The 13,190-nt window shown below is 67.4% G+C and carries 14 protein-coding genes; 9 read left to right on the top strand and 5 right to left on the bottom strand.

Features of this window, described 5'->3' with window-relative positions:
• The first annotated feature begins 14 nt into the window (after positions 1–14).
• From C474_RS10165 to argF, 4 genes are read left to right on the top strand one after another with little or no spacing between them, the layout of a single operon-like run.
• The gene (locus C474_RS10165; RefSeq protein ID WP_008386481.1) at positions 15–953 is read left to right on the top strand and encodes an acetylglutamate/acetylaminoadipate kinase; all 939 of its coding nucleotides are present in this window, start codon (positions 15–17) and stop codon (positions 951–953) included.
• Positions 950–2,086 carry an aspartate aminotransferase family protein gene (locus C474_RS10160; protein WP_008386480.1) on the top strand — a complete coding sequence of 379 codons (1,137 nt, stop codon included), beginning with the start codon at positions 950–952 and terminating at the stop codon, positions 2,084–2,086. Before C474_RS10165 ends, C474_RS10160 begins: the two co-directional genes overlap by 4 nt.
• The gene (locus C474_RS10155) at positions 2,083–3,285 is read left to right on the top strand and encodes a [LysW]-lysine hydrolase (RefSeq protein ID WP_008386479.1); all 1,203 of its coding nucleotides are present in this window, start codon (positions 2,083–2,085) and stop codon (positions 3,283–3,285) included. The genes C474_RS10160 and C474_RS10155 overlap by 4 nt, the downstream gene beginning before the upstream one ends.
• A 5-nt stretch (positions 3,286–3,290) precedes the next feature.
• Positions 3,291–4,202 carry an ornithine carbamoyltransferase gene (argF, locus tag C474_RS10150; RefSeq protein WP_008386478.1) on the top strand — a complete coding sequence of 304 codons (912 nt, stop codon included), beginning with the start codon at positions 3,291–3,293 and terminating at the stop codon, positions 4,200–4,202.
• Between the two features lie 13 nt (positions 4,203–4,215).
• Here the strand turns inward: argF and C474_RS22900 are convergent, their stop codons facing one another.
• The 3 genes from C474_RS22900 to C474_RS10135 all read right to left on the bottom strand — a co-directional run bounded on the left by C474_RS22900 (position 4,216) and on the right by C474_RS10135 (position 6,416).
• On the bottom strand, positions 4,216–4,728 hold the full coding sequence (locus C474_RS22900; protein ID WP_008386477.1) for a hypothetical protein: 513 nt from the start codon (positions 4,726–4,728) through the stop codon (positions 4,216–4,218).
• A 102-nt stretch (positions 4,729–4,830) separates the two neighbouring features.
• On the bottom strand, positions 4,831–5,295 hold the full coding sequence (locus C474_RS10140; protein WP_008386476.1) for a DUF6789 family protein: 465 nt from the start codon (positions 5,293–5,295) through the stop codon (positions 4,831–4,833).
• Positions 5,296–5,486: 191 nt separating this feature from the next.
• On the bottom strand, positions 5,487–6,416 hold the full coding sequence (locus tag C474_RS10135) for a mechanosensitive ion channel family protein (RefSeq protein ID WP_008386468.1): 930 nt from the start codon (positions 6,414–6,416) through the stop codon (positions 5,487–5,489).
• A gap of 169 nt (positions 6,417–6,585) precedes the next feature.
• Here C474_RS10135 and C474_RS10130 point away from each other — a divergent pair, with 169 nt between their 5' ends.
• Together C474_RS10130 and C474_RS10125 are read left to right on the top strand one after the other, a co-directional pair.
• Positions 6,586–8,742, top strand: coding sequence for an ATP-dependent DNA helicase (locus tag C474_RS10130; protein ID WP_008386462.1), 2,157 nt, complete (start codon positions 6,586–6,588; stop codon positions 8,740–8,742).
• Positions 8,743–8,812: 70 nt separating this feature from the next.
• Entirely contained in the window at positions 8,813–10,198 is a 1,386-nt protein-coding gene (locus tag C474_RS10125; protein ID WP_008386461.1) for a cytochrome P450, read from the top strand.
• On the opposite strand, the gene C474_RS10120 is transcribed toward C474_RS10125, so the two are convergent.
• The gene (locus tag C474_RS10120; RefSeq protein WP_049916905.1) at positions 10,195–10,704 is read right to left on the bottom strand and encodes a 2'-5' RNA ligase family protein; all 510 of its coding nucleotides are present in this window, start codon (positions 10,702–10,704) and stop codon (positions 10,195–10,197) included. The two genes, C474_RS10125 and C474_RS10120, sit on opposite strands and share 4 nt — an antisense overlap.
• A gap of 98 nt (positions 10,705–10,802) precedes the next feature.
• On the opposite strand from C474_RS10120, the gene C474_RS10115 reads away from it, so the two are divergent.
• On the top strand, positions 10,803–11,936 hold the full coding sequence (locus tag C474_RS10115; RefSeq protein ID WP_008386457.1) for an SPFH domain-containing protein: 1,134 nt from the start codon (positions 10,803–10,805) through the stop codon (positions 11,934–11,936).
• An 18-nt stretch (positions 11,937–11,954) separates the two neighbouring features.
• On the opposite strand, the gene arsN2 is transcribed toward C474_RS10115, so the two are convergent.
• Positions 11,955–12,395, bottom strand: coding sequence for an arsenic resistance N-acetyltransferase ArsN2 (arsN2, locus tag C474_RS10110; RefSeq protein WP_008386455.1), 441 nt, complete (start codon positions 12,393–12,395; stop codon positions 11,955–11,957).
• A 95-nt stretch (positions 12,396–12,490) separates the two neighbouring features.
• Here arsN2 and C474_RS10105 point away from each other — a divergent pair, with 95 nt between their 5' ends.
• Both C474_RS10105 and C474_RS10100 read left to right on the top strand, forming a co-directional pair.
• Positions 12,491–12,676: a hypothetical protein gene (locus tag C474_RS10105; RefSeq protein WP_008386453.1), complete on the top strand. Its 186-nt coding sequence runs from the start codon at positions 12,491–12,493 to the stop codon at positions 12,674–12,676.
• Positions 12,677–12,728: 52 nt separating this feature from the next.
• Entirely contained in the window at positions 12,729–13,181 is a 453-nt protein-coding gene (locus tag C474_RS10100; protein ID WP_008386451.1) for a hypothetical protein, read from the top strand.
• The last annotated feature ends 9 nt before the right edge of the window (positions 13,182–13,190 follow it).

Genomic DNA, 13,190 nt, shown 5'->3' with positions numbered 1-13,190 from the left:
CCAACCCCACACCGATGACCCACTACACACGCGACGAACTGTGCGCGATGCACGACGAACTGGCCGACAACGACGCCGCGCTCCGCGCCGACGGCGGCACCGTTCCGGCGGACGAACCGCCGGTGGTCGTCAAAGTCGGCGGCGCGCGAGCGGTTGACCCGGCCGGCGCCGTGCAGGACGTCGCGCACCTCGTGGCCAACGGCCGCGACGTGGTCGTCGTCCACGGCGGGTCGACGGCGGTGGACGACACCCTCGAAGAACTCGGCGAGGAACCCACCTACGTCGAGACGCCCTCGGGCGTCGTCGGTCGGTTCACCGACGAGCGCACCATGGAGGTGTTCTCGATGGTGATGCCCGGCAAACTCAACACCGACCTCGTGACGACGCTTCAGGGGGCGGGCGTGAACGCCCTCGGCCTCTCGGGCGTCGACGGCGCCCTGCTCACCGGCCCTCGGAAGTCGGCCGTGCGGGTCGTCGAGGACGGGAAGAAGATGATCAAGCGCGGCGACCACTCCGGGAAGATAACCGGCGTGAACGCCGACCTGCTGGAGACGCTGCTCGGCGACGACTACGTGCCCGTGGTCACCGTCCCCATGCTGGCGGACGACGGCGTGGCGGTCAACGCCGACGCGGACCGCGCGGCGGCGGCCGTCGCGGGCGCCCTCGGCGCGGAACTCGTCGTGCTCACGGACGTGACGGGCGTCTACGAGGACCCCGACGACGAGTCGACGCTCATCGAGTCGGTCCGGACGCCCGCGGAGTTCGAGGCGCTCGAATCGGCCGCGGAAGGGTTCATGACGAAGAAGGTCATGGCGGCGAAGGAGGCGCTGACCGGCGGCGCCGCGAAGGTCATCGTCGCGGACGCGAACGCGAACGACCCCATCGTGGAGGCGCTTGGCGGGGGCGGGACGCACGTCGACGCCGCCGCCGTCGCGGCGGAGGTGGACGCATGAGCGGATTCGTCTTCTCTGAGAAGCCCATCGAAATCGAGTCCGGGGAGGGCGCGTACCTGTACGGCGAGGACGGCACCGAGTATCTGGACTTCGGCGCCTCCTACGCCGTCGCCTCCCTCGGACACGACCACCCGGCGGTCACCGAGGCGGTGCAAAAGCAGGCGGAGAAGCTGACGTACGTGCAGGCTTCCTACCCCGTGGACGTCCGCACCGAACTGTACGACAGGCTGGCCGCCGTCGCGCCCGACGGACTGGAGAACGTCTGGCTCTGTAACTCCGGGACGGAGGCCAACGAGGCGGCGATGAAGTTCGCGCGCTCGGCGACCGGTCGCTCGAAGATAATCGCCACCAAGCGCGGCTTCCACGGCCGGACGATGGGGTCGCTTGCGATGACGTGGAAGGACAAGTACAAAGAGCCGTTCGAACCGCTCGCCGGCGACGTGGAGTTCGTCTCCTACGGCGACGCCGAGGAGTTAGCCGAGGCGGTGGACGAGGAGACGGCGGCCGTCTTCCTCGAACCCGTCCAAGGTGAAGGCGGCATCCACCCCGCCGCGACGGAGTATCTGAAGACGGCGCGCGAGGCCACGGCGGAGGCCGGGGCGGCGCTGGTCTTCGACGAGATTCAGACCGGTCTCGGCCGGACGGGGACGCTGTGGGCCTGCGAGGCCGCCGGCGTCGAACCTGACATCCTCACCTCCGCGAAGGGCATCGCCAACGGCCTCCCGTTGGGCGCGACGCTCGTCGCCGACTGGATAGCCGAGGAACCCGGCAACCACGGGTCGACGTTCAGCGGCGGCCCCGTCGTCTGCGCGGCGGCGAACGCCACGCTGGAAACCATCGTCGAGGAGGACGTTCCCGGCCACGCCGCCGCCGTCGGCGAGTACCTGAAATCGGAGCTAGAGGCGGCCGCGGAGGAGCACGACCTGCCCGTGCGCGAAGTGCGCGGACAGGGTCTCATGCTCGGAATCCAGGTGAAGCGCGGCGCGAACCGCATCCTGAAGAACCTCGCCATCAGCGAGGGGGTGTTGGCGCTACCCGCCGGTCGGTCCGTGGTGCGCCTGCTGCCGCCGCTTGTCGTCACGGAGGACCACGCCGACGAGTTCGTCGCCGCGTTCACGGAGGTGCTGAAATGAGCGCCCGACTGACCGACGAGAAGCGAAGCGAGGAGGAGCGAGTCGCCGACGAGGCCGCGGACGGGACTGCGAGCACGAGAGCGAACGGCACCGCCGCGGACGCCGAGGGGTCGGCGCACGCGGCCGACGGATCCGGCGACGAACCGATGCAGTTCGACGTGCAGGCGGGTCTGACGGACGGGTTGAACGAGGCGCAGACGCTGCTGGCGGACCTCGTCGCCACCCCGGCCGTCTCCGGAAACGAGTCGGAGGCGGCCGAGCGCCTGAAGGCGTTCTTCGAGGCGCACGACCGCGAGGTGTGGATAGACGAGGTGGGCAACGTGCGCGCGCCCGCCGACGACTCGGTGCTTCTCACCTCGCACATCGACACCGTCCCCGGCAACGTCCCCGTGAAGATAGAGGACGACGTGCTCTGGGGACGCGGCAGCGTCGACGCCACCGGCCCCCTCGCGTCGATGGCCGTCGCCGCCGTCGAGACGGGCGTCTCCTTCGTCGGCGTCGTCGAGGAGGAGACCACCTCGAAGGGGGCGTGGCACCTCGTCGAGAACAGGGACGCCCCCGACGCCGTCATCAACGGCGAACCCTCGGGGTGGGACGGAATCACGCTGGGCTACCGCGGCATCCTCTCGGGGACGTACGTGGGGACGAGCGAACTCGGGCACTCCTCGCGGCCGGAGAACAACGCCATCCAGTCGGCCGTCGACTGGTGGTCGCGCACCGCCGACTTCTTCGAGGCCGACGAGGAGGAGGGCGTCTTCGACACCGTGACGACGAAACCCGTCTCGTTCCACGGCGGCCCCACGGATGACGGACTGGCCGTCGAGGCGGAGGTGGACGTGCAGTTCCGCGTCCCGCCGCGGTTCGGCATCGAGGACGTGCGCGAGGTCGCGGAGGGCGAACTCACGGAGGGAAGCGTCCACTGGAACCGCCCCATCCCGCCCGTGATGACGAACCCGCGGACGGAGGTGGCGCGGGCGTTCCGCGTCGCCATCCGGGAGGCCGACGGCGACCCCCGCCTCCTGCGGAAGACCGGCACCAGCGACATGAACATCTACGCCGGCGAGTGGGACTGTCCCATGGCCACGTACGGCCCCGGCAACTCGGATCTCGACCACGCGCCGAACGAACACCTCGACCTCGCGGAGTACGACGCCGCCGTCGAGGTGTTGACCGGCGTCTGCGAGACGCTCACGGAGTGATAGGGATGCTCGAAACCACACACTTTCTCGACATCGACGACCTCAGCACGAACGAACTCGTCACGGTACTGGACCGCGCCGCGGCCATCAAGTCGGGCGCGGACGACGCCCGCCTCGAAGACCAGACGCTCGGTATGGTGTTCGAAAAGCCCAGCACCCGCACGCGAATCTCCTTCGAGACGGGGATGACGCAGTTGGGCGGGCACGCCATCTTCCTCGGACCCGACGACATCCACCTCGGGCGCGGCGAACCGCTGTCGGACACCTCGCGGGTCCTCTCGCGCTACGTCGACGCGGTGATGACGCGCCTGTTCGACCACTCGGACTTAGAGGAGATAGCGAAGTACGCCGACGTGCCCGTCGTCAACGGTCTGACCGACGACGCCCACCCCTGCCAGACGCTCGCGGACCTCCTGACCATCAGAGAGGAGTTCGGCGGCTTCGACGGCGTGCAGGCCGCCTGGGTCGGCGACGGCAACAACGTCGGTCAGTCGTTCGTCGTCGGCGCGGCGATGGCGGGACTCGACGTCACCGTCGCCACGCCGGCCGACTACGGCATCGACGACGACGTGGTGGCCCACGCCGCCGAGTACGGCGGGGAACCGACCATCGCGGAGACGCCCGAGGAGGCCGTCGCCGACGCCGACGTGGTGTACACCGACGTCTGGATATCGATGGGACAGGAGAGCGAACGCCACGAGAAACTGGCCGCCTTCGAGGGCTACCAGGTGAACGAGGGCCTCCTCGCGGGAACGGACGCGAAGGTGATGCACTGTCTGCCCGCCCACCGGGGCGAGGAGATAAGCCACGACGTGCTCGAATCCGACCGCGCGTTAGTGTGGGATCAGGCCGAGAACCGCCTGCACGCCCAGAAGGGGCTACTGGTGGAGTTGCTGGACGACGGGCGGAGCGAGTAGCGATAACGCGTACTTACTCGTCGCTCTCGCTCTCGTCGTCGCTCGCGTCCTCGGGTTCGTTCTCGCTCACGTCCTCGCCGTCGGCCGCTTCGTCCGTCGCGTCCACGACGTCGACCGACCCCGAGACGTCCGTCTCGTCGGACGGGTCGACCACGTCGACGTCCTCGTCGGAACCGACGACGTCGACGCCGTCGTCTCCGTCGGTCAACTCCTCGGACTCCGTCTCGACGGACGAGCCGACTTCCTCGAAGTCGACGACGCCTTCCAGTTCGTCCTCGTCTATCGCGTTATCCAGCGTCTCCTCGTTCGTCACCGCAGAGAGACCGTCCTCGTCGACGGCGGTCTTTATTTCCTCGGCGTCGATGGCCGAGGAGACGTTCTCGGATTTCACCGCGGACTTCAGCGCCCGTCGCACGGCGACGTAGCCGACGAGGGCGAGACCGCCCGAGGCCACCGCTCCCGGGATGCCGAGCCGTTTGTATCCGAACTTCGCCGCCTTCTTTCCGACAGTGTATGCACCGAACATAACACTGAGTAGCGGCGTGAGACTGAAGAGGCTGTTTGCGTCCCGAGGTCGACTGTCCGCGCCGCCGACGGTTTCTCGGCGGCGACGCGGACGTGGAATCGCTCAGCGTCGACGCCGGACGGCGGGGTAGGTCGCGCCGAGGACGGCGCCGTAGACGACGTGAGCGACGAGGCTTGCCGGGTTGATGTTCGGAAGCGACGGATGAGCGGGGGACCCGACGGCCGAGAGCCAGACGGGCATCAGGAGGACGGCGAGAACGGCCCACAGGACGACGCCGTAGGCCACGCCGAGAGCGATGCTTCGGCCCGTCGAGAGTTCGGGCCGCGTCGCCGCGACGGCCGCGAAGCCGATTCCGAGTACCGCGGCGTGCGCGAGGTGAACGGTGAAGCCGGCGAGGACACCGGCGAGGAAGTACATCGACGGAATGGCCACCTCGAGGACGCCGGGCATCTGCACCGCCATCAGCGCCCCCATCGCAACGCCGCCGAGGAGTCCGGCGGCGACGCCGCTCTGCCAGTCGTCGTTCGACGTCGATTCGACCGTCTGCGTGGCTGTTTCGGTTGACATGCTAATCAGTAGCGTGAGAGAGGAACATAACGCCGCTCCGGGCGGGTGTGCGAGTCGCACGAAGGGGATAGGTTTAGGTCGAGAGAGGGAGAATATTACCGGTTCGTCGAGGGAGTGAGTGCGAGGCGGTTCGCCGAGGGCGGCACCGGAGACGACGCGGAACAGTCGCGGGAAATCGTCCGACCGAAGCGTCAGTCGTCGGTCGCCGTCGACCGCGACTCCGAGTCGGTGACCGTCGTCTCCACCGCCCCGGTGAGTTGGCGGTACGGGTACGGCATGTCGATGGTCTCGGCGTCGAGACGCTCTTTGACCGACTGCACGAAGTCCGAGCGGATGCGCGTGAAGTCCGAGCGCGAGGGGTTCGCGATCCAAAAGCGCGACTGGAGGCCGACGTAGGAGTCCGCGAGTTCGGTCACGCGCACGTCGGGCGCGGGGTCGTCGAGGATGCCGGGGTTCGTCTCCGCCTCGTCGACGATGACCGACCGAGCGTGTTCGATGTCGTCGTCGTAGCCGATACCGAAGACGAACTTCTGCCGGAGTTTGTCGTACGCGACGGGGTTTTTCACCGCGTTGTTCGCGAGTTCGGAGTTCGGCACCGTGATGCGTTCGTTGTCGAACGTCTTCACCCGACTGACGCGCAGGTCGATGTCCTCGACGCGTCCGGACATATCGTTCCACTCGATCCAATCGCCCACCTCGAACGGCTTGTCCTTCAGGATGAACACGCCGGCGACGAAGTTCGAGAGGAGATCCTGCGCGGCGAATCCGAGCGCCAGCGCCAACGCGCCGGCCAGCGTGGCGAACGCCGCGATGACCTGCCCGAAGCCGGCGACAGTGAACGCGATGGCGATGGCGAGAACGACGGCCAACGCGCCGAGGAGACTGTCCGCGAGGCTCAACACCGTCTCGTCGTAGCCCGCCCCCTTCAGCAGGCGTTTGGCGATTGGGACGAGAACGAGGCGCGCGAGCGTCCAGACCACGAAGAAGGCGACGACGAAGGCGATGGCCTTACCCACGAGTCCACCGTACTGGGCGAGGAGTTCGTTCACCGAGTCCGGCCACGGGTCCGGATTCGGCGTCGTCTGTAACGGCGCGACCGCCACGCTACTGAGAACGGACATGTTTCGGACGCAGAGAAGGACCCGTTAATAAAACCGGTTTTGGTAGTCAGAGTCGACAGTTACGCCGAGAATGTTTTCGAGCCGTCGTAACCGGAGTCGCGGATATCGCCAACCGGGATGTTATAACCGATGGCGCGCAAGAACGCGTGTGGCTGAGACGAGCGGACACATGCGGTTCTTCCCGTACGACCGCCCGTACCCGAACCAGGAGGCGGCGATGGACGGCATCGCCGAGGCCCTCGACGGAGGGCGAGACGTGCTCATCGAGGGCGCGCCGGGGACGGGCAAGACGCTATCGGCGTTAGTCCCCGCCCTGGAGTACGCCCGCCGCGAGGACAAGACGGTGGTCATCACGACGAACGTCCACCAGCAGATGCGCCAGTTCGTCGAGGACGCGCGCGCCATCACCCGGACGGAGTCGATTCGCGCCGTCGTGTTCAAGGGCAAGTCGTCGATGTGTCACATCGGCGTCGACTACCAGGAGTGTCAGACGCTCCGCGACACGACGCGGAGTCTCGTGGAGAGAGAGGAGGACAAAGAGGAACTCTCCGAACAGGCCGACGCCCTCGTCGACCGGATGCGCGCGGGCGAAGACGGCGCCGCGGAGGCGCGGACGGCCGTCACCGACGAACTCGAAGATATCGACGAGGAACTGGAGGACCTCCGGGAGGGCAACGTCTGCGAGTACTACTACAACAACCTCACCGAGGACACTGACGAGTTCTTCTCGTGGTTGTTCGACGACGTGCGGACGCCCGAGAACATCTACGAGTACGCCGACGAGCGGAAACTGTGCGGCTACGAACTGCTGAAAGAGGGAATGGAGGGGGTGGACCTCGTGGTGTGCAACTACCACCACCTCCTGGACCCGAACATCCGCGAGCAGTTCTTCCGGTGGTTGGACCGCGACCCCGACGACGTCATCACCGTCTTCGACGAGGCGCACAACATCGAGTCGGCCGCCCGCGACCACGCGAGTCGGACGCTGACGGAGAACACGCTCCGGCAGGCGTTGGACGAACTGGAGGACACCGACGACTCGCGCGCCGACGCCGCTGAGAACGTCCTCTCGGCGTTCCTCGACGCCCTGCGGGAGACGTACGACGAGGCGTTCGGCTTCGGCGAGCGCGAACAGGTCGGCGAGAACTGGCACGACCTGCCCATCGCCAACCGGGACCGACGCGACGACCTGACGCTGACGTTCCTCGACCAGTACGAGGGCCGCGGCATCGACGCGGAGGTGGAGTTGGCCCTCCAGTTGGGCAAGCGCCTCGACGGCGAGTACGAGGACGCCTACAAGAACGGCGAGACGACGACGCGCAAGGAGTGTCAGACCCTGCAGGCCGCCGAGTTCGTCGGCGCGTGGATGGCCGACGGCGCGAAGTTGGGCCAGCACCCGATGTGCTCCGTGCGCCGCGACGGCGGCACCGAGGAGGTGTACGGCCGCGCCGAACTGTACACCTGCATCCCGAGAGAGGTGACCGAAGCGCTGTTCGAGGAGGTGCACGCGAGCGTCCTTATGTCCGCGACGCTTCGGCCGTTCGACGTGATGGAGGACGTCCTCGGCCTCTCGGACCCGGTGACGATGGCGTACGGGCTCGAATACCCCGAGGAGAACCGGCGAACGCTGGCCGTCGAGACGCCCGCGCTGTTCAGTTCCGAGCGCGAAGAGCCGGCGACGCAAGAGAAGCTGACCCAGGTGATAACCGACGCCTCGCGCTTCACCCCCGGCAACACGCTCGTGTTCTTCCCCTCTTACGCCGAGGCGGAGCGCTACCACGAGCGTCTCGAGTCGAGACCGGAGGTGACAGACCGCCTGTTCCTCGACGAGGCGGGGACGCCCACCGAGGAGATTCGCGCGAAGTTCGTCGGCAGCGACGGCGCGGTGATGCTCACCTCGCTGTGGGGGACGCTCGCGGAGGGCGTGAGCTTCGACGGCAACGACGCGCGGACCGTCGTCGTCGTCGGCGTGCCGTACCCGCATCTCTCCGAGCGGCTGGAGGCAATTCAGGACGCCTACGACCGAGCGTACAGCGGCCGCCGCGAGGCGGGGTGGCGCTACGCCGTCGAGATTCCGACCATCCGCAAGACCAGACAGGCCCTCGGGCGGGTCATCCGCTCGCCCGAGGATTTCGGCGTGCGCGTCCTCGCCGACAAGCGCTACACGCGGATGAGTTCGGAGATGGGCAAGTACGGCGTCCGTTCGTCGTTCCCGTCCGAGGAGCGCGCCGAACTCGTCGACGTCTCCGCGCAGAAGCTGAAGTTCGCGATGCTGAACTTCTACGGCGACCACGACGCCTACGCGGGCGAACCGCCGCGGCCGTAGCGAACGGGGCGATAGCTGTCACTTTCCCGACCATCCGAGACACTCATACGTGTGCAAGCTAAGCGCCCGCATGAGTATCCGACCGCCGGGTCCGAACGGCGTACCGCTGTTCGGGAGCGGACGGCAGTACGCGAAGGACCCGTTCACGTTCCTGACGCAGGTGTCGGAGACGTACGGCGACGTGGTCCGCTTCGGACTCGGACCGCTGGACACCTACATGCTGACGAACCCCGCCGATATCGAGCGGGTGCTGGTGAGCGACGACGCGCGCTACCGGAAACCCGACTTCCAGGACGACGCCATCGGGACGCTTCTCGGAGACGGACTCCTCCTGAGCGAGGGCGAGACGTGGCGGAAACAGCGCCAACTGGCGCAACCGGCGTTCGGCCCGGGGCGCATCTCGTCGCTCGGCGAGACGATGACCGACCACGCCGAGTCGATGGTCGACGGGTGGGCGGACGGCGAGGTGCGCGACGTCCAGTTGGAGATGGCGCGCGTGACGGTGAAGATAATCGTCGACGCGATGTTCGGGTCGTCGCTGGGCGACGAACGGGTGAAGATGGTACAGGAGAACCTCGAACCGCTGGGCAAGCGGTTCGAACCGGACCCGATGCGCTTTCTCGTCCCCGACTGGGCGCCGACGCGGGAGAACCGCGAGTACGCCGAGTCCGTCGCCGTACTGGAGGGCATCATCGACGACGTCGTCTCGGCACGACGCGGCACCGAGAACGACCCGAGCGCCGCCGTGACCCGCGATGAGGGCGGGGACGGCGACGGCGGCCCGCCGATGGACCTCCTCTCGGTGCTCCTGCGCGCGCAGGGGCGCGGCGAACAGACCGACCGGCAGATACGCGACGAGATGATGACGATGCTGCTGGCCGGGCACGACACGACGGCGCTGACGCTGACGTACACGTGGTACCTGCTCTCACAGCATCCCGACGCGGAGACGAAGGTGCAGGAGGAAGTCGACGCGGTGTGCGGCGGCGAGACGCCCACCGCCGCCGACGTGCGACAGTTCGACTACGTCGAGCGGGTGATTCAAGAGGCGATGCGACTGTATCCGCCGGTGTACGTCATCTTCCGCGAACCGCAGGTCGACGTGCGCCTCGGCGGGTACCGCATCCCCGAGGGGTCGGCCGTCATGCTGCCGCAGTGGGTGGTCCACCGGTCGCCGCGGTGGTACGACCGACCCGAGGAGTTCGACCCCGACCGGTGGCTCCCGGCGCGCCGGGCCGAGCGGCCCCGCTTCTCGTACTTCCCGTTCGGCGGCGGCCCGCGCCACTGCATCGGCAAGCGCTTCTCGATGATGGAGGCGCAACTCATCCTCGCAACCGTCACGCAGGCGTACGAACTCGATTACGTCCGAGATGAGCCGTTCGACCTCCGCGGGTCGCTGACGATGCACCCCGAGGAGCCGATGGGGATGCAGTTGAAGCGCCGGGAGGAGAGTTAGAGCGGGATGCGCACGGCGCCCTCGCGGTAGCGTCCGTCCCAGACGTGGACCTCTTCGACCGTCCAGCGAACGCTCTCGACGTCGCGTTCCGCAAGCGCCTGCGCGTCCTCGATTCGCCCGCCGCGGGCGAGCGTCACGTGCGGAGTGTAGTCGTCGCCCTCTAGTTCGGGGACGATGCCGAACTCCTCGCAGAGTCGGTCGTGTAGGTCGAACAGCCCCGGACTCTCGACTCCGAGGTAGACGACCGGTCCCTCGCCGCGCGTGGGTATCTCGAAGGCGTCGATACCGTCGATACGCACCTCGAACGGTTCGACGCCGCGAAGCGTCCCGCGGAGTCGCTCGCGGAGTCGCGGGAGCGAGTTCGCGTCGTCGTCGAGCGTCGTGTCGAACCGTTTGATAACCAGCGAGTGCCGTTCGCGGATCGAATCGAACGCTGTCAACGCCGGGTGGAGCTCGGACGCGAGGCGTTCGACACGGCCGGGAACGGACACGTTGAGGCTGAACACGTCCAAGCGTCGGCGCCGGAGAAGAAAAGTCGTCGGATTCGCGGGTCGGAGCGTCAGAGCGGACGTACCCTTAATGCCGTCGACACTAAGGGACGACTATGGCCAACCTCTTCCGCGAACTCGGCCGCCTGTCCGCGAACGGCCCTCCGGACTGGCTGGTATCCGGCGTCGCCGGCGTCCTCGCCGTCTTCGTGGTGCTCGGGGTGGTAGGGTTCGACCCGATAGTCCTCCTCGGCGCCCTCGCCCTCGTCCTCGTCGTCACCACGGTGCTCAGCGCCGTCGAGCTAGTGAACGCCTACGAACGGACGGCGCTGACGGTGTTCGGGGAGTATCGCGGACTGCTCGAACCGGGCTTCAACCTCGTTCCGCCGTTCGTCTCGAAGACGTACCCGTTCGATATGCGGACGCAGACGCTGAACGTCCCCTCGCAGGAGGCCATCACCGAGGACAACTCCCCGGTGACGGCCGACGCCTTCGTCTACATCCGCGTGAAGGACGCCAAGAAGGCGTTCCTCGAAGTCGACGACTACCGGAACGCGGTGTCGTATCTCTCGCAGACGTCGCTGCGGGCCGTCATCGGCGACATGGAACTGGACGAGACGCTGTCGCGACGCGACGAGATAAACCGCCGCATCCACGAGCAACTGAACGAACCGACGAACGAGTGGGGCGTCGAAGTCGAGTCCGTCGAGGTGAGCGAAGTGCGGCCCTCGCCCGGAGTGGAGAACGCCATGGAACAGCAGACGTCCGCCGAACGCCGCCGCCGCGCCATGATTCTGGAAGCGCAGGGGAAGCGGCGCTCCGCCGTCGAACAGGCCGAAGGGGAAAAGCAGTCGAACATCATCCGCGCGCAGGGTGAAAAGCAGAGTCAGATACTCGAAGCGCAGGGTGACGCCATCTCGACGGTACTGCGAGCAAAATCCGCCGAGTCGATGGGTGAACGCGCCATCATCGACAGGGGACTCGAGTCGCTCCGACGCATCGGCGAATCGCCGTCGACGACGTACGTCCTCCCGCAGGAACTCACCAGCCTCCTCGGCCGCTACGGCCGGCAGTTGAGCGACTCCGACGTGCAGGAGTCGGCGGGACTGGAGAGCAGAGACTTCGACGAGGAAACGCGCGAACTCATCGGCCTCGACGACATCGAGGAGATTCTGGGCGAGGTGGAGAAGTTGGCGAACGGCGACACCGGCGAGCGGGAGATTCAACTCGAAGAGACGCGGGAACGGTAGAACCGCGGCGTTCCGGGTTCACAGCGACTTCTTCATGCAGGTGGCGGCGTCCGGGCAGAGGTCCTCGAACTCCGCCGTCCGAGCCACCGCCTCGGGCACGTCGGTCCGAGGGGTCTCGGCGTATCCGCGGTCGGCGAAGAACGGCGCCGCGGTGGTCGTGAGCAGATACAGCGTCTCGACGCCCGCGTCGCGCGCCCGGGCCTCCAACGCGTCGCAGAGCGCCGCCCCCGTCCCCTCGCCCCGGGCGGCCGCCTCCACGACGACGGAGCGGAGGAGGCCGCAGTCGCCGTACGCCTCAATACCGCCGACGCCGACGGCGTCGGAGCCCTCGACGGCCACGTAGAAGCGGGCGGGCGACTCTCCGACGTCGCTCGACGGCAGACCCTCGCGTTCGAGGAGCGTCCGCACGTACGAGCGGTCGGCCGCCGTCGCCTCGCGGAGTTCGAACTCGTCGGTCACGTCGGGTTTTACGCGAGTGAAGGTGTTAGTTGGTAGCATTCGACGCCCGTGAGAGTCGCACAAACCTTATGAACAATAGTTCATAATATGGGGCCATGAGTCACGAACGCGGTCCGACCGGACCGGAGGGGGCGTCGGTACCGCGGCCGACGGCCGAAGGCGGCGTCGTCGCCCGCGTACTGCGGCATCTCCGAACCTGGTCGGGACGGTACGTCGAGATGCGCGTACAGGCGGTCGCCGGGAACGCGTCCGAGGGTCGAGCGGAGTCGGGCGACCGATAGCGACTGGGAGCGGCCCACACGATTTTGTCGCTGGCGACGCTCGAGAGAGGGGATGAGCGACAGTGACACCGACGGCGAGGGTGTGATGCTCGACGGCGAGGAACCGTTCGACGCCGACGAGCACCAGCGAATCGCCGTCGACTTCGATAAGACGCTGACGAAGGGCGAGGAGTCCTACATCACAAAGCGCGCCGAGGAACCGGACGAGGAGATGGTCGAGTGGGTGAACTACCAGTACCGGCAGGGCCACACCATCATCGTCTGGACGGCGCGCCCGTGGGAGGCCGCACAGGAGACGGTCGCCCGCCTCACCGAGTGGGGTATCGACTGGCACGGCCTGCGGATGGAGAAGGGCCACGCCGACGTGTACGTCGACGACAAGGGGTCAACGCCCTCCGAGCAACTGGGCGACCACGGCTTCGACGGCGACGGCGACCTCAACGACGGCGAGGGATTGGTGGACAAGGACAAAGACGGCGACGCAGACGACGCCGGAAGCCAGTAGGGAAACGGC

The organism is Halogeometricum pallidum JCM 14848 (genome assembly GCF_000337095.1).
Taxonomy (GTDB): Archaea; Halobacteriota; Halobacteria; order Halobacteriales; family Haloferacaceae; genus Halogeometricum; species Halogeometricum pallidum.
The sequence above is the reverse complement of the archived record's forward strand: the minus strand, read 5'-3'. Positions and strand labels throughout refer to the sequence as shown.